We start from the raw sequence: 21,995 nt of genomic DNA on the forward strand, positions 1-21,995 counted from the left end.
TCGTCACTGTCCCTTGGCGGCGTAGAAGGCCTCGACGCCGTCTTTGCTGGGGGCCCACCAGGCTTCGTTGGCTCGGTACCAGTCGATGGTGGCGGCGAGGCCCGCCTCGAAGTCGCGGTACCGGGGGGTCCAGCCCAGCTCGGTGCGCAGCCTCGTGGAGTCGATGGCGTAGCGCAGGTCGTGGCCGGCCCGGTCGGTGACGTGGTCGTAGGCGTCGGCGGGCTGTCCCATGAGGGTGAGGATGAGCTCGACGACGGTCTTGTTGTCCTTCTCGCCGTCGGCGCCGATGAGGTAGGTCTGCCCGATCCGTCCCTTCTCCAGGATCGTCAGGACGGCGGAGGAGTGGTCGTCGGCGTGGATCCAGTCCCGCACGTTGAGCCCGGCGCCGTAGAGCTTGGGACGGACGCCGCGGATCACGTTGGTGATCTGGCGGGGGATGAACTTCTCCACGTGCTGGTACGGGCCGTAGTTGTTGGAGCAGTTGCTGATGGTGGCCGCCACCCCGAAGGAGCGCACCCAGGCGCGCACCAGCAGGTCGGACCCGGCCTTCGTGGAGGAGTACGGGGATGAGGGGTTGTACGGGGTGGTCTCGGTGAACCGCTCCGGGTCGTCCAGCTCCAGGTCGCCGTACACCTCGTCGGTGGAGATGTGGTGCAGCCGGCGGCCGTGCGTGCGGGCGGCTTCGAGCAGCGTGTAGGTGCCGATGATGTTGGTGTCCAGGAACGGGCGCGGGTCGTTCAGGCTGTTGTCGTTGTGAGACTCGGCCGCGTAATGAACCACCGCGTCCACCTCGCCGAACAGGGCGTCGACCAGGGCGGCGTCGGCGATATCGCCGTGCACGAACCGGAACCGGTCCTCGGGCAGGCCGTCCAGGGAGGCGAGGTTCCCGGCGTAGGTCAGCTTGTCCAGCACCGTGACATGGTCATCCGTGTGCGCGAGGACATGGTGAACGAAATTCGAACCGATGAAACCGGCGCCACCGGTCACGAGCAGATGTCGAGGCATGGCCACCAGGCTACCGGTCCGCGTCGCCCGGTCCTGGTCAGGACTGGTCTGCGCGGCCGTGCTCGTCGATGGCGCCGCGCGGCACGATCCATTCGACGCGCAGTCGCGGTGCGACCGCGACGAGGTGGTCGAAGTCTGCGTCGTAGTGGAGGACGACCACCGGCTGTGATCCGGTCGAGTGATACAGGGCTGTCGCGGCGATCTGAAGATCGCTGACGCCCACGGCGCGACCCATGCCGGCACCGAACAGCGCGTGCTGCAGATCCAGTGCGATCTCGACGATCTCGGGGGAGGGGGGAAGGACGACCTTGGCGCGCTGCTCGAGATCGATGAGCCGTTCGTAGTCGTCTTTCGAACGCGCGGAATATCCCGCCTCGAGCAGCAGCGGAAGGCAGGTGGCGATCTCCCCGCGATCGTGCAACCGCATCCAGGCATCCCGCACCTGCGGCTTGTCGATCCGCTGGATCACCGAGTTGTCGACCAGGAACAGCGTCACCGCTGAGCCGACCGGATCACCTCGGGATCGGCGAGATCGGCGAGCGCGCCGGAGGCGGCGAACTCGGTGTACTCGTCCAGTTCCAGACGACGCACCATCTGCTCCAGGGCGGCGGCGATCACACCCTTCTTCGTGGGGATGCGTGAGAGCGTCTGCGCGCGGGTCATCACGTCGTCATCGATGTCGATCAATGTCTTGCTCATCGGACTCTCCCGCTCGGATATATCTATTTCCGCGCATCAGTATATATCACGGGCGGGTGGCCGAAGGTTTGGCCGGATGCCGCGTCATCCGGGAGACTGAAGACCATGCGCGGCATCATCCTCGCCGGGGGCACGGGCTCCCGGCTGCACCCGATCACCCTCGGCGTCTCCAAGCAGCTGGTCCCGGTCTACGACAAGCCGATGATCTACTACCCGCTGTCGACGCTGATCCTCGCCGGCATCCGCGACATCCTGGTCATCACCACGCCACACGACTCGGAGCAGTTCCAGCGCCTGCTCGGTGACGGGTCGCGGTTCGGCGTCTCCATCGCCTACAAGACGCAGCCTTCGCCCGACGGGCTCGCGCAGGCGTTCATCCTCGGCGAGGAGCACATCGGCTCCGACTCCGTCGCGCTCGTGCTCGGGGACAACATCTTCTACGGACAGGGGATGGGAACCCGGTTGCGCCAGTACAGCTCTCTTTCGGGCGGTGTCGTCTTCGGCTACTGGGTCGATGATCCGACCGCCTACGGCGTGGTCGAGTTCGACGCGGACGGTCGTGTCGTCTCGCTCGAGGAGAAGCCCGCACAGCCCAAGAGCAACTACGCGGTGCCCGGACTCTACTTCTATGACAACGACGTCGTCGAGATCGCGAAGAACCTCGAGCCGTCGCCGCGCGGCGAGCTGGAGATCACCGACGTCAACCGGACCTACCTCGAGCGGGGACGGCTGCAGGTGGAGCTCCTGCCGCGCGGCACGGCCTGGCTGGACACGGGAACGTTCGACTCGCTCAGCGAGGCGACCGACTTCATTCGCACGGTCGAGAAGCGTCAGGGCCTGTCAATCGGCTGCCCAGAAGAGGTCGCGTGGCGCATGGGCTTCCTGACCGACGCTGAGCTGCGGCTGCTTGCGGAGCCATTGATCAAGAGCGGCTACGGGCGATACCTACTCACCGCACTTGAGCAGGGGCATCGCTAGCGCGTGGAAACCGACCACCACCGATCCATGCCGCGTCGCTGCATCCTCTTCGGGCTCTCGCGTTCCTCGGAGCTTGGAGATGCTGCTCATGTCGCTGAGGCCCTTCGGGTTCTGTCCGGTCATGGGCGGGTCGTCGTGATAGCCGAGGACCGAGGTCGCACGCGTCATGAGGATGCAGGATCCTTCGAGCGAGTCGCGTTGGCCGATCTCCCGACATTTTGGGTCCGCATGGGCTTCGACGACCTGGTCGACGAAGTCCTCCTCGTTGACGACAGCTGGTATCCGATTCCGGATGCGTTAGAGCGCCTTCTCCATGCCGAAGCAGAGCGGTCCGCGAACTGGACGTTGCTCGCCTCCAGCCTCGGCGAGGCAGGCGACGCGCGCACGAGCTCGCTATGGCTTTCGGTGGCCGCAAACCGCTTCACACAGGCACTCATCGCCGAAAGGTCGGAAGCCACGAGCTTACGCACCCTGGCCCGCAGCTGCGTCCGTGACGATCTCCGCGTGGTCTTCGATGACCCCTCGTTCGCGGAGGGCGACCCGGAGTGTGAGCATCCGCTCATGCTCATGGCCCTGGGATACCCGGTGCTCGCAAGGAAGCTCCTGCTCAGCGATCCGCTCGTGCTGCATCGTCTGGCCGTGGACGGCCGCCGAGTGCTCGATACGTTTGGTCATCAAGGTGGGGCGGTGACCGCTGTTCGGGCGGACCTCCGACGCCAGGCCGCCCCATGGACGATCCACGCGAACCTCAGCGGAACGAGGATTCTGTCAGATCGGCCACGAGAAGATCAGGAGAGGCCGTGCGGCACGCGCGCGACGTTCGTGATCGAGTGCCGCAACGCGGATGAGTTCGATGATGCGATCCGTATGCTGCCGCGGGGCAGTAGCGGGCGGCTTCTCGTCTCGACCGTTCCCGAAGCCCGCGTCGACGTCGAGCGCGCGCTCGCGGCGGCGAGACTCCCTGCCGGCATCGGCGATCGATGCGTGATATCGGTGAGAACAGAGGAGCCCGTTGATCCGTGGTCGACGCTCTTGCTCCTGCGGGACAATCCGTCCGATGAAGACGAGATCGTGGTAGCGATCACCGGCAGTTCGCGGGCGGAAGATAACATCGCGCGTTATCTGCGGCGTTACTTCTCCGAGACCTTGGATAGTTTCCTGCGGGCGGGGGTGCGGCCGCTAGAGGATAGCGAGGTGGGCGGTGTGTTTCCGCCGACTCCGCTCGTGGGGGACCTTGCCTTCAACGCCCATTGGAGAGCGCTCGCGGCCGAGGTGAGGGCCTTCGCGGACTCCTCTGGGGTGCACGGGCCGCTCGACCGGGGGATGCCGCTGGGGCCTATGAGCGGCTGGTGGGCGGCTAAGGGAGCGGCCCTTCGAGTCCTTACGGATATGGCAGCGGCGGCGTCTCGTCTGGTCGTCGCGCGCCGCGAGGCGTTCACGATCCTGTTCGCGCCGGGCCTCGCCAGCGCCGGATACGACGTGCGCACCGTTATTTCCGCTGCCCATATCGCGATTAACCACACGGCGATCGAGTACGACTTGGACTACGTGATGACGGCGCTTCCCGGGTATCCCGTCGATCAGGTGGCGTTGCTGGAGCGAAGCGGGTGGCGTGGCTCCTCCGGGTTGCTGGCGCTGTTGGCGGCGGCGCTCCGGATCCGGTCGCGAGCAGGCGCGGGCGTGGTCGAGAAGCTCGCGCGGGTGATCCCGTCGCCCCGTCGTCGACGCGCGCGGTTCGCGCGACTGGAGAAACGATGATCCGTGATGAGGGCAGACGACGGCCGCGTCGTGTCCTCCTTTACGTCGTCTGGAGTCCTCGCGGCGACCTTCCGGAGTACGTCTCCATCGCATTGCGCGCCCTGCGGGAGCATGTCGACAGCGTGCGGGTCATCGTCAACGGCGACCTCGACCGTGAAGGGCGGGATCGTCTTGCGGCGCTCGGCGACGACGTCCTGTACCGCGACAACACCGGCTTCGATGCCTGGGCGTACAAGGCAGGGCTCGAACGCCTAGGCGAAGACCTGGACGCCTTCGATGAACTGATGCTCCTGAACGACACTTGGTACGGCCCCGTGCGCGCCTTCCGACCCGTATTCGATCGGATGGATGTCGAGTCGTGTGACTTCTGGGGGATGACGAAGCACGCAGCCCTTCCGGTCGACCCTTTCACAGGCCGAGGTGCTTTCCCCGCGCACCTACAAACGTATTGGGTCGTCGTTCGCCGACGCATGTTCTCGTCACAGGCGTGGCGCGAGTATTGGGATCAGCTCTCTCCCGTCTCGACCTATCTAGATGCGATCCGTCTCCATGAGACTGTGTTCACCGATCACTTCGAGCGCGAGGGATTCCGCGCGGGCGTCGCCTTTCCGGGAAGGACCGACAATCCCTCTCTGCTTGAAGCCGATGCCCTCATCCGCGCCGGCTGCCCGTTGCTCAAGCGGAGGAATCTGTTCCAATGGCCTGTGTTCCTGCAGCATCACGCCGTCATCGGACAATGGGTGGTGGACGAAGCGTGCGCTGAAGGCTATCCGCGGGAGGTGATGCTCACGGACCTGGTGCGTCGGAGCCAGCCGCGGGTGATGCACACCAATCTCGCCGCGCTCGAAGTTGTCGTGACAACAGGCGTTCCTTCGCGACCACGATCGTCTCGCACCCGGATCGCTGCGCTCGCGCACGTGTTCTACCCCGAGATGACTGATCTCCTCCTCGATCGCCTTGAGAACCTTCCCGGCGGATACGACTTGATCGTCACCACCTCCGACTCGCAGAAGGCCGAAAAGATCGGGCGGACGCTGAACGAGCGGTCGCTGTCCGCAGGAAGGACCGAGGTCCGGGTCGTCGCCTCCAACGATGGGCGTGACCAGAGCGCGTTCTATGTCGCCTGCGACGACATCCTTTCGGGAGGAGAATATGATCTCGTCGTCAAGCTCCACTCGAAGCGCACGCCCCAGGATGGGCCAACGATCGGCGGGGAGTTCAGATCCCAACAGCTCGACAATCTGTTGGGCGATCCTGACGTCGCGAACGTGGCGCTGTCACTGTTCGAAGCCGATCCCCAACTCGGTATCGTGTTCCCACCGATGGTTCACTTCGGTTACCCGACGCTCGGCCACGCCTGGTGGGCAAACCGGCGAGCATTCGCCGAGTTGGCGGAGCGGCTCGGCATTGCGATCCCCGTCGATGAGGAGTCGCCGCTCGCACCGTACGGCTCCATGTTCATCGTGCGTCCGTCCGCCCTACACCCGCTCATCGCAAGACGCTGGGACTACGTTGACTTCGCCGACGCGGGAAAGTATCGCGATGGCGGCCTCGCCCACGTACTAGAGCGGATGCCCGCCTACGCCGCAGCCGAAGTCGGGATGACAACGAGGACTATTGCCACCTCGACCTACGTGGAACACAGCTATTCAGCGCTCGAGACGATCCTCGATGGTCTCCTGCGTAACGTTGACGGGCCAGCGCTGAGAAGGATCGATGCGATCCGCGGCCTGGGCGATCCGTCGCGAGGTGTGCTTCGCGACGTCGCGCGGGCCTATCTCCGCTTGAACCACCCGGGCCTCGTCACCCGCGTGCGTCACTCGATGCCCGCGTGGCTGGAAAACGCATGGACCCGCTGGCGCCGTCGCTGAACGGATGCCCGCCGCCTGTGCGGCCAGCGGATTTCGCTCTGTAGTATTGAGAGGATGCCTAGACCGCCCAGCCCGGAAGCGCGGGAACGATTCGACCGCCTCGCCGAGACGCCGTTGCGCTCGATCGGCGCGACTGTCGGAAGTCGACCCCGAGACATCATCACTCCGGTTCGGGAGATCTTTCGTCAGCGGGAGATGCTGGACCTCCTTGTGCGGAGGGACCTCAAGGCGCGGTACAAAGATTCCACGCTTGGCTTCTTCTGGTCTCTCGCTCGCCCGTTGCTCCAGCTGGCGATCTATTTTGTCGTCGTCGGTCAGTTTCTGGGCGCAGCCCGTGGCATCCCAGACTTTGCGGTATACATCTTCGCGGGTCTGACGGCGATGGGTCTGTTCACCGACATCGTCGTCGGCGGAACGTCTTCGATTCTCGCCAATACGGGTTTGGTCAAGAAGGTCTATGTGCCCCGCGAGGTGTTCCCTCTCGCGAGCGTCGGGTCCGCCATCTTCAATTTCGTCATCCAGCTAGTAGTGCTTCTGCTTGCGACATTCCTCGTCGGGCGCCCGCCGTTGCACGCGCAACTGCTGTATTTTGTCCCGGCCCTTCTCGTGATCGTTATCTGGGGTACCGCGCTCGCTTTGCTGTTCGCCGCTCTGAACGTGTACCTGCGAGACGTGCAGTATCTTGTCGAGGTCGGGACAATGCTTCTGTTCTGGGCGACCCCGGTGCTCTACTCCTGGCAGATGGTTCGAGAACTGGTCCACACCGACTGGATTGTGGAGTTGTACACCGCGAATCCACTGACTCTTGCCGTGATCGGATTCCAGCATGCCTTTTGGGTTGCCGGCGACGACGTGCTGCAGCCGAGTCACATGCTGCTCCGCTTGCTCGCGGCGATCGTCGTGGGATTGATCGCCTTGTTCTTCTGCCACCGCGCATTTCTGCGGTTGCAAGGCAACTTCGCTCAGGAGCTGTGATCAGTGGCCGACTTCAGATATCCCGCGAACGGAACCCCCGCTGTGATCCGCGTGGCGGACGTGTCCAAGAGATTCGTGGTGCGCAAGGACTCTTCGATCAAGGAGCGGATCGTGACGCTCGGACGTGCTGGACGGGCCCACCGCGAAGACTTCTGGGCGTTGCGCGACGTCAGCCTTGATATCTACGCCGGAACCACCATCGGACTGATCGGACACAACGGCTCCGGCAAGAGCACGTTACTGAAAGTGATCGGCGGCATCATTCAGCCGACAACCGGCACGGTTGAGGGACGGGGGCGCCTAGCGGCGCTGCTCGAGTTGGGGGCGGGCTTCCACCCTGATCTCACTGGTCGGGAGAATGTCTACCTCAATGCGTCCGTGCTCGGGCTGAGCCGCGAGGAGACCGAGGCGAAATTCGACGAGATCGTCACGTTCTCGGGCATCGAGGAGTTCATCGACACGCAGGTGAAGTTCTACTCCTCTGGGATGTACGTGCGACTCGCGTTCGCGGTGGCCGTGCATACCGACCCGGATGTTCTCCTCGTGGATGAAGTCCTGGCCGTGGGCGACGAAGCCTTCCAACGGAAGTGTCTAGACAAGATCCGTTCGTTCCAGGCTGAAGGTCGAACCATCGTCATCGTCAGCCATTCGCTCGGTCAGATAACGGAGCTGTGCGACAGGGCGGTGCTGATGAACGAGGGCTACGTCGTGTACGACGGCGAGCCGATCATCGCTGTTGCCCGCTTTCGGGACATCCTGGATGACCGTCGGCTCGAGGAAGAAAGCAAGGCTGCGTCGCGTGCGACGGTAGCTAACGTCCCGCCGAAGCAGCGCACGGCAGAGGTCGTTTCGGTGGAAGTCGTCGCGGCAGGCAGGCTGGTAGGTGAGCCAGCCATGCCGGGGGATGATCTCATCGTCACTGTGAAGGCGCGCTCCCATGAAGGCTTGGCAGATTGGGCCTGCGCGATCGGTATCGATAACCCCATGGGACAGAACGTGTTCGGCGTTGCGACGGACAAGATCGGTTACGTCCTCCCACCTCTGAATGGCGAGATCAGTGTCGAGTTCCATCTGGAACAGACCTCGTTCGGTGCAGGGAAGTACTTCATCAACGCCTCGCTCATGGACGTCGACAACGTGCACATCCAGGATCTCATGCAGGCTGCTTCGTTCTCGGTTGAGGAGAAGCAGCGTTCGACCGGGATGCTCTACACGTCTACGACGATCAGCTATTCCGCCTGATCCATCGCGTTCGCGCGACGGTCCCGGCCCCCTCCTCGGGAGTCCGGGCAGGCATCAGCCGACCGAACTGCGCGCAAGGTCGTGAATCGCGTCAATGAACGCGCCTCGAGCTTCGGCTGCAGCGCGCGCCGCACTTGCATGTCCGTTGACGCGCAGCTCGGAGAGGATCTGCGGATGGTCGAGGGCATCGATCACAGACCTTCTCAAACTCTGCTCTGAGCCGGCGTCGAACAGCAGTGCGTTATAGCCGTCGAGCACCTCATGTCTCAGCTCCTCGTTACGGGGCGCCACATATGCCGCGCCGATGGACATCAGGGCGTAAGGGCTCAGCGAGTTCGGCCGCCGCACGAAGTCGATCACGACCCGCGCGGATTCCGCGGCGAGTTCCTGGAGCCGAGGTCTATCTGCGGGATCATCGTGGTGCACGGCGTGGACGCCGACTTCGGAGGCGAGCGTGTCCACCTGCCTACGTTCGGAGGCGGAGGCTCCGATCGTCGCAATGCCGCCGGATGGCTCGGTTTCGTTCAGCGGCGGTGGTGTCAGGGCAGGCGCGATACGGGCACGGCTCTCCCAAGCTGTCTCCGCCTGGAGCTGACGCTGTACATGCCTGTTCGGCGCGATCAAGTCGAAGTCCGACCGATAGCCCGCGACGATCTCGGCCTGGAGTGCGGGATCGTGCGGATGCTGCCCACTTTCCATGGCGGGCACGAGATAGGCCGGAATGCCGGACCCTGCGGCAGCGGCGAGCCACGTCGTCTCGGCCACGGTCCAGTCCGTCGCGACGAGCACGCCGTCGCGAGAGCAGAGGGCCTCGATGAGACCCTCGTCGGGAGGGGCCGAGCGATCAAGGACGTCTGCATGATGAACTGCCACGTCGTGGCCGGCATCGCTTAGCGCTGATCCGAGTTCGCGCGCGTACTCGTGCCACATCGGGATGGGCGCGGCTCCCAGAACGATATCCGTGGTGACCGGCTCGGCTCGGTGTCGGGTGAGGAAGCGATCACCCCAGCGGCCCCAGAATCGCCGCATGGAGGAGAGCTCGCGATGCCCCTGACTGTACCCGCGGGACGCGGATTCGTGATGCGTGAGGAGTGCACGTGGCTCGTAGTAGCAGCGGATCCCGTTCGCCCACGCGCGTAGACCGTAGTCGACGTCCTCGAAGCCTAACCAGAAGCCGTCATCGAGTGGGCCGAGACGCTCGTATGCGGTCCGAGTGATATAGACGCAAGCCCCCGAGATGGACACGTTGTATCCGGGGACGTTCGCCGTTGGCTTCGTCGCGGACGACCCCACGTGAAGATGACCGAACCATTGCGGTGCGAGAAGCCGCGCGTAATACGTGCCTGCATACTGGATCCGACCGTCTGGATAGGTCATCTTGGGACTGACCAGTCCTATCCGTGGATCGATGTCATAGGCCGAGCGCTGAAGAGCCATGAGCCAGCCGTCCTGAGCGACGATGTCGCTGTTCAGAAGCACAATGTCGTGAGCGGCGGCCTGCATGCCGACGTTGACTGTGCCCGAGAACCCGAGGCGCTCCGTCTTGAGGATCACCTGCAGATCGCGGGCGCGTAGGTTCTCCAGCTCCTTCTGCACTGCGGGATCGATGTAGTCATCGACGACGATGATTTCGTAGTCCACGTCCGCGCACGTACGGCGGATGCTCGCGACCGCCTCGCGCAGCAAGGGGAGATCGTTATAGCTCGGGATGACGATCGATACGGGGCGGCCATGCTGTGCAAACCAACGCTCAGCCTCAACATCCGCGGCGAGCCCGTCCGTGTTGGTGCGATACCTGTGCGTGAGGAGCCGAGCATCGAGGGCACGTCGCCAACGCTCGGGTAGCCTCTGGTAGGCGCGTCGAGCGATGGGCCGGAGAACATTGTTCATCATTTGCAGAACTATCCAAGGAGTCAGTGACCCTTCATGCTAACCGGAGCCGAAGAACCAACCCGTCCGCGCGTCGTTCTCGTCGCCCCAGACGTGGTCGGCGCTCAGATGGCGGGTCCCGGACTCAGGTTCGTGATGATCGCCGGGCAGCTGAGTCGCGTGGCCGACGTGACCTTGGCGGTGGGGATCGAGGGAAGCGACCCGGACGCGTTGCGGGGGCGCGGATTCGCGGTGGCGCCCTATCAGGGCCGCGAGGCATTGGTCGAGCTGGTTGCCGGAGCGGACATCGCGTTTTGTCAGCTCATCGATCCCGAGGTGGTGCGCCGCGGGATGGCTGCCGGATGCCGTTTCATCTTCGACCTCTACAACGCACTTCCCGCCGAAGCAGTAGGCGCCGAGAAGATCGGCGGGTTCGACGGGCAGCCCCAGAAGGACGACGCCTTCGCCGAGGTGGTGGACTTCTTCCGTTTCTGCATGAAGGCGGGCAGCTATTTCGTGACGTCCAACGAACGTCAGAGGGATTATTGGATCGGATACATGACGGCCGCGGACGGGCTGCGCCCTAGCGAGCTGGATGGTCGTCACGCCTCGCAGATCGTCGGACTCGTCCCTTTCGGCATGGAAGATGGCGAACCGCAGGCGCGTAGTCATGGAATCCGGAGCGTGGAGGGGATCTCACCGGAGGATTTCGTCCTGGTATGGGCGGGGGGGATCTGGGACTGGTTCGATGCCGAGACGCCGATCCGCGCCGTAGCACGTCTGCGCAAGACGCATCCCGAGATCCGGCTGGTGTTCTATGGCACGACGCACCCGAACATCCTCATCGGAGAGCCGGCGGCGGTCGCCCGCGCGAAGAGGTTGGCCGCTGACCTGGGAATCCTGGATAACGGCGTTCATTTCATCAACGGCTGGATCCCAGCGGATCGACGTGCGGACTATTTGTTGGATGCGGATGTGGCGCTGTCGGCACATCGAGAGTCGTTTGAGACGCGCTATGCCTTCCGCACTCGGATTCTGGACCACTTCTGGGCGTCGCTTCCGAGCGTCGTGACAGAGGGCGACTGGTTTGCCGACTATATCGACGCGAACCGCCTGGGCAAGGTCGTTGCGTACGCGGACGTGGAGGCCACCGCAGCGGCGATCCTCGAGCTCCGAGACGAGACCGCGAGATCGCATCTCGTGGACAACGTCAGAGCCATTCGCGAGGATTGGCGATGGAGTTCGACAACGGGCGACCTGGTCGAGATCGTCCAGGACTGGCGGCGAGCATTGAAACCTCGCGTGATTCCTGCGGGTGCTGAGAGTACGTCGCTTCGGCCAACGACCACGCGGCATACCAGGTGGCGATGGATCAGATCCCGTCTCTCCGGGTCTCCTCTCGGGACCATATATCGCAGAATGCGGCGTCGTTAGTTCTTCGCATGCCGGTCCACCGCTTGTGTGTAAAATTCCGCGACCCGGTCGAGCACGAGCGGCCATTCGAAACGTCGTGCGGTAGCTAGACCGGCAACACGGAGTCGCTCCTGTTCGGCCGGGTCATCGAGCAGTCGGCGGATCGCAGCCGCGAGAGCAGCGTCATCGTCCTGGGGGACGATGACGCAATTTTCACCGTCGACGCAGAAGTCCCGATTGCCGTGAGAGTCCGTCGTGATCACCGGGCAGCCTGCTGCCATCGCCTCGAGAATAGGAAGGCAGAAACCCTCGTGGCGTGAGGTCTGAACGAAAAGCGTTGCTCGGTTGTACAGCTCGTTGACGGCCGCGTCGCGGGGACGCAGATGGTACTCAGCCCGCTCGTCGTCGACGATCTCAGGTTCTGTCCCGAACAGGAGAAGCTTCGGGCGCGAGCGCCCAAGGGAGCGCCAGGCGCGCAGCGTCATGGCGAAATTCTTCTGGAAGAACGACCGTCCCAACGCGAGAACGGTGTCCTCATCCCTGTTCGCGTCGGGAAGGAGACGGAAGGTCTGCGAGTCGTATCCGTTTGGAATGAGCTCAGCGTGGACGCCGATCTCGATGAGCTCCTCACGCTGATAGGTCGCCTCTGTGAGGGCGAGGAACTCGCGCCGGTAGCTGGCGACGACCGCAGCTTGGCCGACGGGGTCGTCAGGGTAGAACCACGTCTCAAACTCTTGGATCAGGTATACCGGAATCCCCCGGTTGGCGCTGGCCAGCCAGACGATCTCCGCTGTTTCCCACCACGTCGCCACTTTGATGGCGTCCACCTCGCGAAGCGCAAGAAGCAGGTCTTCGTAAGAATAGAAGCGACGTACCGCCACGCGGAGGTCGAACCACGTCGGATGCGGTTCCAACGACCAGATCTCCACATCGAAGCCGCGTTCAGAGAGCCCATTGGCCAATTCGAAGACAATCCGAATGCCACCGCTGACCGAGGTCGCATTGAGGACGAAGATGATCCGGGGCGCTCTGTTCGAGGCACTTGTCGCGCGGGTCATCTGCCAATGAAGCAGCCGCGGATCATGCGGTGGCGCAGGCAGCTTCTCTACGTCGAGCACCGTGGTGCTGAGGCAGAGCGTGCGTGTGTTGACTTGCCAAGCTCGTCGGACCAAGCTCGCAACTTGGGCGTCGAGACCTTCCCCGCGGACAACCGGGTCTCGGAAGTCCAAGCGGTCCAGGGCGCTCGAGGTGACATAGACGCCGTGGGCCGCAGCGGCGAGGACGTAGCGAGGGATCGCTATCTGCCCGTAGTCCTGGACTGCGTCCGTGACGGGTGCCAGACGCGCCGCGCGTCGGTCGAAGTCGAAACCGGCGACAATACCCGCGCCGTCGCGATAGGCGGGAACGACGATCCCGATCTCACGGTCATAGTGGTATTGGTCGGCAGCATGCTGAAGTTCGACCAGAGCCGTTGGCGAAGGCATTGGGTGTGCGAGATCGAGCAGGACGAGATCCCATCGGCGCTTGTGGGTCAGCATCCACAACTGAAGGTCGCCCAGGTCGGCGGAGCTCGCGGCAAGTCCGTCGTCATAGGTAATGGCCGAAGTGGGGATCTTGGCGCTGAGGCCGGTGACCGGCTTGGCGAGAATGAAGTGGCACGTGAGCAGGCCATGCGCGAGCCTCATCCACTCGGCGGTGTCGCTCGTGGGCTCACCGACGAGAACGACCACAAGGTGTCGCCAGTGCGCCTTGTGCCACCCGAGTGCCCGAGATGGCGTGAGCGCCGTGGTCACGCCGTTCGGGAAGGTTGAGCCGGGACGACGTCGACTCAGCCGATGTGTGCGGGCGAACACTCCGTAGTCACGCGGTCCGATTCTGATGAGTGTCGCGATATCTCCGAATCCGCGACCTATGAGGTCAAAGATCCGGGCCGCCCGGTACAACAGTCGCAGCAGGATGATCTTGTACGTGCGACGGTCTTCAGGTGGATGCGACATCCGTACGATCCTACGGCCTCAGCTACTGCGCCGGTTCTCACTGCTCTCAGGGAAGTACGTCGCATGATGAGGAGACCTCCCAGCCTGATGGGGCGGCCGGAATCGCGACGGACGCCGCACCCTCCTCACAAGCGATCTCGGCGTTCTGATACCCGGCCGTCCAGTCGGGACCTTGTGCGCGCAAGCCTGCGATCGGCACACGGTATCCGACCGCCAGCACCGCCAGACAGACGACGGCCACGCCAAGCGCTATCCCCCTGGCGCCAAGCGCGGAGCGTCGAGCACGTCCGATGGCGAGGGCGACGATGCCGAAGAGGAACATCGTTGGGATCGCCGCATATCTGAGCAGAGGGACGCCATCGATCAGATCCTGGGCGCCCTCGGAGCGCCACGCGTACGTCGGTGCATAGTTGATGATGAAGCCGGCGCTCCAAATCACTGCCGAGCTCATCCCGAAGATGACCACGACCGCCATGCGTCGCCAGGAGCCCCAGGCGAACCAGATCGCGCACAGGACGAAGGGCAGGATCGCGATGAAAGCGGCGATCCAGCCGGAGTAGGCCACCATCGCGGACGCCGCCTGCCCGGTGCCTGTGAGGCCGGCTAGGGGCACTTGTAAGAAGTACCCGAAGACGGTGTCGAGCAGCGCGACACCGTCACCCCGCTCGCGGCTACCTCCAGCCAAGGCGAACGCCTGGCCGAGCGTGCCCAGCGCGGCGCCTCCGATCATCGGCCAACGACGGCGATCGCGAATGCGCCAGAGAAGCAGCGGCGCGAAGAGCAGAGACTGGACCTCGGTCGCGGTGGCTATATACGCCACGCATCCCGCAACGATCGCGCTCCACCACCGGCGGGGCCGAAAGAAGTAGAGAAAAGGCGTGAGCCACAACAGAAACCAATGGAGGTTCGCGAGGTTTCCCAGAACCTCGAAACTTAGCCCTGGGGTGAGTACGGTGAGCGAGGCCAGCAGTATGCGGCCCAACAGATTGAGGTTCCACCTCGCCGTGAGAAGGAAGATGCCTACCGCGACCGCGCCGGCGACCAGACACGCCGCAGCAGTAAACGCCTGCGCCATGTATTCAGCTGGGGCCACGCGCCAGAGAAAGTCGGCCAACAACTGGGGTAAGAGGTGCGTATAGCCGTCGTACGCCGTGAGCGGACCATATGGTGCCAATTCTGGGTGCAAGGCGCGATCAGAGAAGATCGCCGCGTCCTCGCCCCACATTGCATTGCGAGCACTCGCCGGCAGTCGGAACCACGCCGCCAGCGTGCCGAGCACGAGCACAGCCACAGGCACGCGTGCTTGTAGCCAGGCGTGCCGGGCTGTTGGGAAGGAGGGCATGTGGTCCAGTCTCGTGCACGGGCGACGGCATGCTCGACCGCATTGCGCGCGGGTTCTCGGGAGCGAGGCATCCTGGGCATAGACCCGACATCACGTCAGTGACTGCCGCTGATGACCGATCCTGACCACGTAAGCTTTGAGCGGTCGTCGGCGTCGTGGAAGGAATGGAAGTCCACATGGATCTTCTCGTCGTCGGTTCGGGCTTCTTCGGCCTGACCATCGCGGAGCGGGCCGCGGCATCCGGTCGTCGGGTGACGGTCATCGATCGCCGTCACCACATCGGCGGCAACGCGTACTCGGAGGACGAGCCGACCACCGGCATCGAGGTGCACCGGTACGGCGCGCACCTGTTCCACACCTCGAACCCCACCGTGTGGGAGTACGTGAACCGGTTCACGGCGTTCACCGACTACGTGCACCGGGTGTACACCACCCACCGGGGGGTCGTGTTCCCGCTGCCGATCAACCTCGGCACGATCAACCAGTTCTTCCAGTCGGCGTACACGCCCGACCAGGCGCGGGCGCTCGTGCACGAGCAGGCGGGGGAGTTCGACCCGAAGACCGCACGGAACCTCGAGGAGCGCGCCGTCGGCCTGATCGGCCGGCCGCTGTACGAGGCGTTCATCCGCGACTACACGGGCAAGCAGTGGCAGACCGACCCGACCGAGCTGCCGGCCGAGATCATCAGCCGCCTGCCGGTGCGGTACACCTACGACAACCGCTACTTCAACGACACGTGGGAGGGTCTGCCCACCGGCGGGTACACCGCGTGGCTGGAGCGGATGGCCGACCACCCCCGCATCGAGGTGAAGCTGTCGACGGACTTCTTCGACACCGCGCAGCCGCTGAACAAGAAGGACGCCGTCGGCCAGCTGCCGATCGTGTACACCGGCCCGGTCGACCGCTACTTCGACTACGCGGCAGGCGAGCTCGGCTGGCGCACGCTCGACTTCGAGGAGGAGGTGCTGGAGACGGGCGACTTCCAGGGCACCAGCGTCATGAACTACGCGGACGCCGACGTGCGCTACACCCGCATCCACGAGTTCAAGCACTTCCATCCCGAGCGTGCCGACCGTTACCCGCGCGAGAAGACGGTCATCATGCGGGAGTACTCCCGCTTCGCGACGCGCGACGACGAGCCGTACTACCCGGTCAACACCCCCGAGGACCGCGCCGGCGTGCTCGCGTATCGCGACCTGACGGCGGGGGAGAAGGACGTCCACTTCGGCGGGCGCCTCGGCACCTATCAGTACCTCGACATGCACATGGCCATCGGCTCCGCCCTGTCCATGTGGAACAACAAGCTGGCGTGACCGTGGCCGAGCGCACCGCCGTGGCACGCGTGGTCTTCCCGGTGGCGGACGTGGACGCGGTCCTGCCGCTGTACGTCGACGGGGATGCGTCGCACGCCGAGCTCCTCGGACGCGACGGCGTGCGCGTCCTGCCCGGCGGCACCGTCTCGCTCGGCTCGTACTTCAACGCCTTCCCGGCGTCGTACTGGCGCGCCGAGACGGACGTCACGACGGTACGGCTGACCGCGCGGCTGACCGGTCGCGGCCGCATCGAGGTGTTCCGCTCTGATGCGCAGGCGTCGGCCGTGCTCGTCGAGAGCCGCGAGGTCGACGGCGTCGCCGGCGTTGAGGTCGAGCTGCCCCTCGACGGGTTCGCGGACGGCGGCGTCCTGTGGTTCGACCTGATCGCCGCCGACGGTGAAACACTGGAGCTCAGCGACGCCGACTGGTCGATCGCCGGCGCGATGACGGCATCCGCGACCGCCGTCATGGCGACGTTCAACCGCCCCGTCGACTGCCTCGCCCAGCTGCGGACGATCGTCGAGGATGCCCGCCTCGACGATCTCGTCGACCGGGTCGTGGTCGTCGACCAGGGTACCGACCTCGTCGCCGGTCAGCCCGACTTCGCGGCCGTCGCCGCGCGTCTCGGCGACCGATTGCAGCTCGTGCGCCAGCCCAACCTCGGCGGTTCCGGCGGGTTCTCCCGCGGGATGCTGGAGGCGCTGCGCGCCGGCGACAGCGATTACGTGCTGTTGCTCGACGACGATGCCATCACCGAGCCCGAGGCCGTGGCGCGAGCGATACGCTTCGCCGCCGCGGCCCGCGAGCCGCTCGTCGTCGGTGGGGGGATGCTGCACCTTGACGACCGTGCCGTCCTCTACACGCAGAGCGAGCAGTGGGATCCGCGCATCGGGTGGGTGCGGCTGGACCGTCCCGGTGCCTACGATCACGACTTCGCCGCGACGCCCTTTCGGGACGCCCCGTACTTCCATGCGCACCAGCGGTCCGACTTCAACGGGTGGTGGATGTGCCTGATCCCGATCCCGGTGATACGCGAGGCGGGCCTGTCGCTGCCGCTGTTCCTCAAGGGCGACGACGTCGAGTTCGCGCTGCGCGCCCGCGAGCACGGCGTGCGCACCGTCAGCCCGACAGGGATCGCACTGTGGCATCTCGGCTGGGGCGGAAAGGCTCCCACCCGAACCTGGGAGGCGTACTTCCTGCACCGCAACCGGCTCATCACCGAGCTGTTGCACGCCCGGCGTCGGCGGCCGACGGGCGTGATCCTCCACTCGTTCCTCGGGGATCTGAAGCCGCTGCTGACGCTGCAGTACTCCGCGGTGCGGCTGCGTGCCCAGGCGATCGTCGACGTGCTGTCCGGCCCGGAACGGCTGCCGCGGTGGCTCGGCACGCGGGCCAGCGCAATTCGCGATCTCTGGCAGGAATATCCTGATGCGACGCCGGTGACGGGACTGATCGCACCGGAGGGTGGGGCCGACGAGCCGCGCGGCCGCATCGCGCAGGTGCGGACCCTGCTCCGCGTGGGGGCGCGCCACCTGCTCGTGCCGGCCCGGCCGTTCGCCGCCGACCGGCCCGAGGTGCACCTCACCGCATCGCGCCTGGGCTGGTGGAGCTTCGCCGACGTGGACTCGGCACTCGTCGACACCGCTGACGGCCGTGCCATGGTGCGCTATCGCCGCGATCGTCGAGAGAGCGTGCGCGCCCTGCGCCGCAGCATGCGGCTGCATGCGCGGCTGTGGCTGCACTGGCCCTGGCTCGCAACCGGCTGGCGCCGCGCCGCGCCGCGCCTGGCCTCCGCCGTGTCCTGGGCCGAGGTGCTCGGACCATGAGCGCTCTCGCCGCGTGGCTCGGTGCCGTGCCGGCGATCCTTGTCGCGGTGCTCGTGCTGCTCGTGCCGGGGTTGGTCGCGACCGCGCCGTTGCCGCTGGCACGCGTGGCCCGGGTTGCGGTGTCCGCGGTCGTGGGGATCGCGTCGATCGGCGCCGCCGGCGTCCTCTTCGGCCTTCTCGGGGTCGGCTTCGCGTTCTGGCAGCCGCTCTTGGTCGCCATCGTGATCGCCGCGCTGGCGTCGCCGCTGCGGCGCCGCACCATGCCGGCGCGGCCGCCGCGGGAGGGGGTGCGATGGTGGTGGCTCGTGCTGACCTGGCTCGCGGCATCCGCCGTGATCGCCGTCGTCGCCTTCGCCGCGGTCCCGACGCCGGATCGCATCAGCCAGACCTACGACAACGTCTTCCACCTCGCCGCGATCGCCCACATCCTTGAGACCGGGGATGCCTCCTCCCTGACCCTGCGCACGCTGATCGAGACCGACCGCACCTGGGCCTTCTACCCGGCGGCCTGGCATTCGCTGGCTGCACTGGTCGTCCAGCTGACCGGAGTCTCCGTCCCGGTGGCGGTCAACGCCGCCTGGATCGCGGTTTGCACGGCGGTATGGGTGCCCGGCGTCGCGTGGCTCGCGCAGGCGCTGCTGCGCGCTTACGAGCCCGGGGGCGTGGCGCTGATCGCGATGCCGCTGGCCGCCGCCTTCGGCGCGATGCCCTACGCGCTGCTGACCTGGGGCACGCTCTACCCCACGTTCCTCGCGACGTCGGCCCTACCGGTTGCTGTCGCGATCCCGGTCGCCACCTGGGCGCCCCGCCGTCCCGGCGGAAGACAGGCGGCGCTGCCGTTGGTCACGGGTGCCGCTGCGCTGCTCGTCGCCCTGGTGGCGATCGGCTTCTCGCAGCCACGTGTGCTTGTCACCTGGGCGGTGCTGCTGGCCCCATTCGCGATCGCGGAGGCGGTGAGCTCCTATCGTTGGGCACGGCAGGCGGGGGGTCGGGCGCGCCGGATCGCCGGCTGGTCGCTGATCGGGCTCGTGGCGCTGCTGGTCGCGGCCGCTGCGGGCGGCTTCGCGTATCTCGTCCTCCGGCTCGGCCTGTTCGACCGTCCGCTCGACGCCCGTCTGGCCGGCCCTCAGGCGCTGGCGACGCAGTCGGTGCTCGCCGGGCTCTGGCAGGTGCTGTCACAGTCGTGGCCGCTCGGGCTTGCCGGGGTGTTCACTGTCGTCGCGGTGATGGTCGCGATGGCCGTGCTCGTCGGCATCCTCACCGCAGCCCGCACCCGTGGGCTGCGGTGGGTCGTCGTCGCATACGCCGCGCTCGCGGTGCTCTTCGCGCTCGCGGCCGGCTCTGACGACCTCTTCGCGAAGCTCGCCACGGCCCTCTGGTACAAGGACCGTTACCGGCTCGGCTCGGCGCTCCCGGTCCTCGGGGTGGTCCTCGCGACGCTGGGCGTGCTGGCGGCATCCTCCTGGCTGGCGCGGCGTCGACGAGTGACCGCCGCCATACTGGCCGTGTCGCTCGCCTGGGCGGCGACCGTCACGGCGGCACTGGGGATGCTGCTGGGCGGCGTCAGCTCGACTGTCGCGTTCGTGTTCCGCCTGCCACAGACCGCGGCCTCGTCCGAGGTGGTTTCGCAGGCGCAGATCGACTTCATGGCGGAGGTCGCGCGGATCGTCCCCACGGGCCAGCGCGTGCTCGGCGACCCGTGGGACGGGTCCGCGCTGTCGCTACTCTACGCGGGACGCGAACCGGTCTTTCCCCATGTCAACGGGCAGTGGGACGCCGAGCGTGCCCTCATCGCCTGGCGCCTGCAGGACATCGACACCGACCCGTTGATATGCGCCGCGCTCGACGCGTTGCAGGTGCGCTATGTGCTCTACAACCCGCACGCCTTCGGTGGGGGTGACCCGTCCGGCAACCACTTCATCGGCGTTCACACGGCGGTGGAGGCGGGCCTGTTCACGCCCGTCGCCACCGACGGCGACTCGACGCTGTATCGCATCGACCAGTGCGGCGTGCTGCCCGGATAGATCCGCACGGTATCTCCAGCCGCAGGACGAGATGGAGCTCATCGTCGTATGAATGTCGCGGAGCACCTCGAAGCCCGTTTCCGGTGCGCTACGTATCGAGATCAGGCCTGTTCGAGAGCCATACGGTCGCCGGTGCCCGGTTCGTCAGGAAACACCCAACGGTCGTACGCGACAAAGCGGAACATTGTGGCGATCGCCTGCCCCAGGAGAGTCCCCGAGATGTTGTCGGCGAGCACGCTGTCGAGTCCGAGGACGTAACGCGAGAACGCGAGACAACCCAGCTGCAACAACACCGCGACCAGATTGATGGCGATGAAGAGCAGATATCGGAGGAGCCGCGGGCGCAAACGACGTTTGCTGAATGTCCAAAATCGGTTTCCGACGTACGTGACCATCGTCGCGACGACGATCGCGATGACTTTTGCGAAAACTGGCGCGTCGAATAAGGGTCCGATTCCGGTAACCCAGAACACGAGCAGGTTGTATACCGCGGCGTCGACGACGAACGCGGCTCCGCCCACGATGAGAAACGCGCCGCCGTGTCGCAGCATGTCGCCGATTCGGGACTTCTCAGGCATGGCCCTCCGATCAGTGGAGACCCGCCATGATAGCTTGGAGGCCGCGTATTGCTCCGTTGAGGGCGAGGACGCAACACGAGGAGCCCGACAGTGTCGACATCCCAGGTGCAGCGGATCGTCGCGATCGTTCCCTGTCATAACGAAGAGCTTTCCGTCGGTACGGTGGTCGCTGATCTGCGCGCCGCAGTGCCGGGCATAGATGTTTACGTCTACGACAACGACAGTTTTGACGCGACAGCCGAGGTGGCGCGTGCCGCGGGCGCGATCGTGCGGTACGAGCGGATGAAAGGCAAAGGGAACGCGGTGCGGCGCGCGTTTGCCGATGTCGATGCCGACATCTACGTGCTGATCGACGGGGATGACACATACGCGGCAGCGGACCTGCCGATCATGATAGACAGATTGGCCGCGGGCCCTTATGACCACGTGCTGGGTGTACGTCGGCAGACGACAGACAGCGCATACCGTCCCGGCCATGAGCTTGGCAACCGCGCGTTTAACTGGCTTGTCGGACGGGTCTTCAAGTCTTCTGTCACCGACATGCTGAGCGGTTATCGCGTGTTGTCGCGGCGGTTCGTGAAGAGCTTCCCAGCTCTCTCTCGTGAGTTTGAGATCGAGACCGAACTCACCGTACATGCGATGAGTCTTCGTGTACCCCAGTCCGAAGTACTTGTTGGGTTTAAGGACCGTCCACAGGGAAGTGAGAGCAAGCTGCGGACCTATCATGACGGCTTTCGGATCCTCTCGCTGATCATCGGTCTCGTTCGTCACGAGCGGCCGCTCATGTTCTACGGAGTGATCGGCGGACTTCTTGCCTTGGTCGGCGTGATCCTCGGTATTCCCATCGTCGCCGAATACGCCCAGACGGGTCTCGTTCTTCGTCTGCCGACGGTGATCCTTGCTCTCGGGATCGTGCTGCTCGCGTTTATGTCATGGATGATCGGGCTCATCCTCGATGGGGTACTCAAATCCCGTCGAGAATTGAGTCGTCTTAGCTATCTGGGCTACGCCGCGCCGAAGGCTGCTTAGTGCGCTGGCGTGGTGGTCGCGTCGGCGCTTGGGCGAGGTCGGATCGCGGGACTGTTGTTCTCGCTATAGCGGTTCC

17 protein-coding genes are annotated in these 21,995 nt (G+C 65.2%); 10 read left to right on the plus strand and 7 right to left on the minus strand.

Annotated features, from left to right (window positions below; translation table 11 throughout):
• Positions 1-3 precede the first annotated feature (3 nt).
• Genes rfbB through QM626_RS06125 form a run of 3 tightly spaced genes read right to left on the minus strand, consistent with a single transcriptional unit; the run spans position 4 to position 1,704 of the window.
• Positions 4-1,005 (minus strand): dTDP-glucose 4,6-dehydratase, encoded by a 1,002-nt coding sequence (gene rfbB, locus QM626_RS06115; protein WP_415075042.1) that lies wholly within the window; start codon positions 1,003-1,005, stop codon positions 4-6.
• A gap of 37 nt (positions 1,006-1,042) precedes the next feature.
• The gene (locus QM626_RS06120) at positions 1,043-1,501 is read right to left on the minus strand and encodes a PIN domain-containing protein (RefSeq protein WP_415075044.1); all 459 of its coding nucleotides are present in this window, start codon (positions 1,499-1,501) and stop codon (positions 1,043-1,045) included.
• A complete protein-coding gene (locus QM626_RS06125) occupies positions 1,498-1,704 on the minus strand; it encodes a type II toxin-antitoxin system VapB family antitoxin (protein ID WP_415075046.1) in 207 nt (68 codons plus the stop codon). Before QM626_RS06125 ends, QM626_RS06120 begins: the two co-directional genes overlap by 4 nt.
• Positions 1,705-1,809: 105 nt before the next feature.
• On the opposite strand from QM626_RS06125, the gene rfbA reads away from it, so the two are divergent.
• The 5 genes from rfbA to QM626_RS06150 all read left to right on the plus strand — a co-directional run bounded on the left by rfbA (position 1,810) and on the right by QM626_RS06150 (position 8,528).
• Positions 1,810-2,682, plus strand: a complete 873-nt coding sequence (rfbA, locus tag QM626_RS06130; RefSeq protein ID WP_415075048.1) for a glucose-1-phosphate thymidylyltransferase RfbA — start codon at positions 1,810-1,812, stop codon at positions 2,680-2,682.
• Positions 2,683-2,910: 228 nt separating this feature from the next.
• The gene (locus QM626_RS06135) at positions 2,911-4,440 is read left to right on the plus strand and encodes a hypothetical protein (RefSeq protein WP_415075050.1); all 1,530 of its coding nucleotides are present in this window, start codon (positions 2,911-2,913) and stop codon (positions 4,438-4,440) included.
• Complete coding sequence (locus tag QM626_RS06140) at positions 4,437-6,311, plus strand: rhamnan synthesis F family protein (RefSeq protein WP_415075052.1); 1,875 nt, start codon at positions 4,437-4,439, stop codon at positions 6,309-6,311. The genes QM626_RS06135 and QM626_RS06140 overlap by 4 nt, the downstream gene beginning before the upstream one ends.
• Before the next feature lie 54 nt (positions 6,312-6,365).
• Positions 6,366-7,286, plus strand: coding sequence for an ABC transporter permease (locus QM626_RS06145; protein WP_415075054.1), 921 nt, complete (start codon positions 6,366-6,368; stop codon positions 7,284-7,286).
• A gap of 3 nt (positions 7,287-7,289) precedes the next feature.
• Positions 7,290-8,528, plus strand: a complete 1,239-nt coding sequence (locus QM626_RS06150) for an ABC transporter ATP-binding protein (RefSeq protein ID WP_415075056.1) — start codon at positions 7,290-7,292, stop codon at positions 8,526-8,528.
• Between the two features lie 54 nt (positions 8,529-8,582).
• Here QM626_RS06150 and QM626_RS06155 read toward each other — a convergent pair whose 3' ends face one another.
• Positions 8,583-10,421 (minus strand): glycosyltransferase, encoded by a 1,839-nt coding sequence (locus QM626_RS06155; RefSeq protein WP_415075058.1) that lies wholly within the window; start codon positions 10,419-10,421, stop codon positions 8,583-8,585.
• 156 nt (positions 10,422-10,577) lie between these two features.
• Between QM626_RS06155 and QM626_RS06160 the strand changes: the two genes are divergently transcribed.
• The gene (locus QM626_RS06160) at positions 10,578-11,831 is read left to right on the plus strand and encodes a glycosyltransferase (RefSeq protein WP_415075060.1); all 1,254 of its coding nucleotides are present in this window, start codon (positions 10,578-10,580) and stop codon (positions 11,829-11,831) included.
• Here QM626_RS06160 and QM626_RS06165 read toward each other — a convergent pair.
• Both QM626_RS06165 and QM626_RS06170 read right to left on the minus strand, forming a co-directional pair.
• Complete coding sequence (locus tag QM626_RS06165) at positions 11,828-13,807, minus strand: glycosyltransferase family 4 protein (protein ID WP_415075062.1); 1,980 nt, start codon at positions 13,805-13,807, stop codon at positions 11,828-11,830. The two genes, QM626_RS06160 and QM626_RS06165, sit on opposite strands and share 4 nt — an antisense overlap.
• 46 nt (positions 13,808-13,853) lie before the next feature.
• The gene (locus tag QM626_RS06170; RefSeq protein WP_415075064.1) at positions 13,854-15,098 is read right to left on the minus strand and encodes a hypothetical protein; all 1,245 of its coding nucleotides are present in this window, start codon (positions 15,096-15,098) and stop codon (positions 13,854-13,856) included.
• A 227-nt stretch (positions 15,099-15,325) separates the two neighbouring features.
• Between QM626_RS06170 and glf the strand changes: the two genes are divergently transcribed.
• Genes glf through QM626_RS06185 form a run of 3 tightly spaced genes read left to right on the plus strand, consistent with a single transcriptional unit; the run spans position 15,326 to position 20,312 of the window.
• Positions 15,326-16,462 carry a UDP-galactopyranose mutase gene (gene glf / locus QM626_RS06175; protein ID WP_415075066.1) on the plus strand — a complete coding sequence of 379 codons (1,137 nt, stop codon included), beginning with the start codon at positions 15,326-15,328 and terminating at the stop codon, positions 16,460-16,462.
• On the plus strand, positions 16,459-18,288 hold the full coding sequence (locus tag QM626_RS06180) for a glycosyltransferase (protein WP_415075068.1): 1,830 nt from the start codon (positions 16,459-16,461) through the stop codon (positions 18,286-18,288). The genes glf and QM626_RS06180 overlap by 4 nt, the downstream gene beginning before the upstream one ends.
• Complete coding sequence (locus tag QM626_RS06185) at positions 18,285-20,312, plus strand: DUF6541 family protein (protein ID WP_415075070.1); 2,028 nt, start codon at positions 18,285-18,287, stop codon at positions 20,310-20,312. The genes QM626_RS06180 and QM626_RS06185 overlap by 4 nt, the downstream gene beginning before the upstream one ends.
• Positions 20,313-20,413: 101 nt before the next feature.
• Here QM626_RS06185 and QM626_RS06190 read toward each other — a convergent pair whose 3' ends face one another.
• Positions 20,414-20,890, minus strand: a complete 477-nt coding sequence (locus QM626_RS06190) for a GtrA family protein (protein WP_415075072.1) — start codon at positions 20,888-20,890, stop codon at positions 20,414-20,416.
• A gap of 90 nt (positions 20,891-20,980) precedes the next feature.
• On the opposite strand from QM626_RS06190, the gene QM626_RS06195 reads away from it, so the two are divergent.
• Positions 20,981-21,919, plus strand: a complete 939-nt coding sequence (locus tag QM626_RS06195) for a glycosyltransferase (protein ID WP_415075074.1) — start codon at positions 20,981-20,983, stop codon at positions 21,917-21,919.
• The last annotated feature ends 76 nt before the right edge of the window (positions 21,920-21,995 follow it).

The sequence above is a fragment of the Microbacterium sp. genome, assembly GCF_047606385.1.
Lineage (GTDB): Bacteria > Actinomycetota > Actinomycetes > Actinomycetales > Microbacteriaceae > Microbacterium.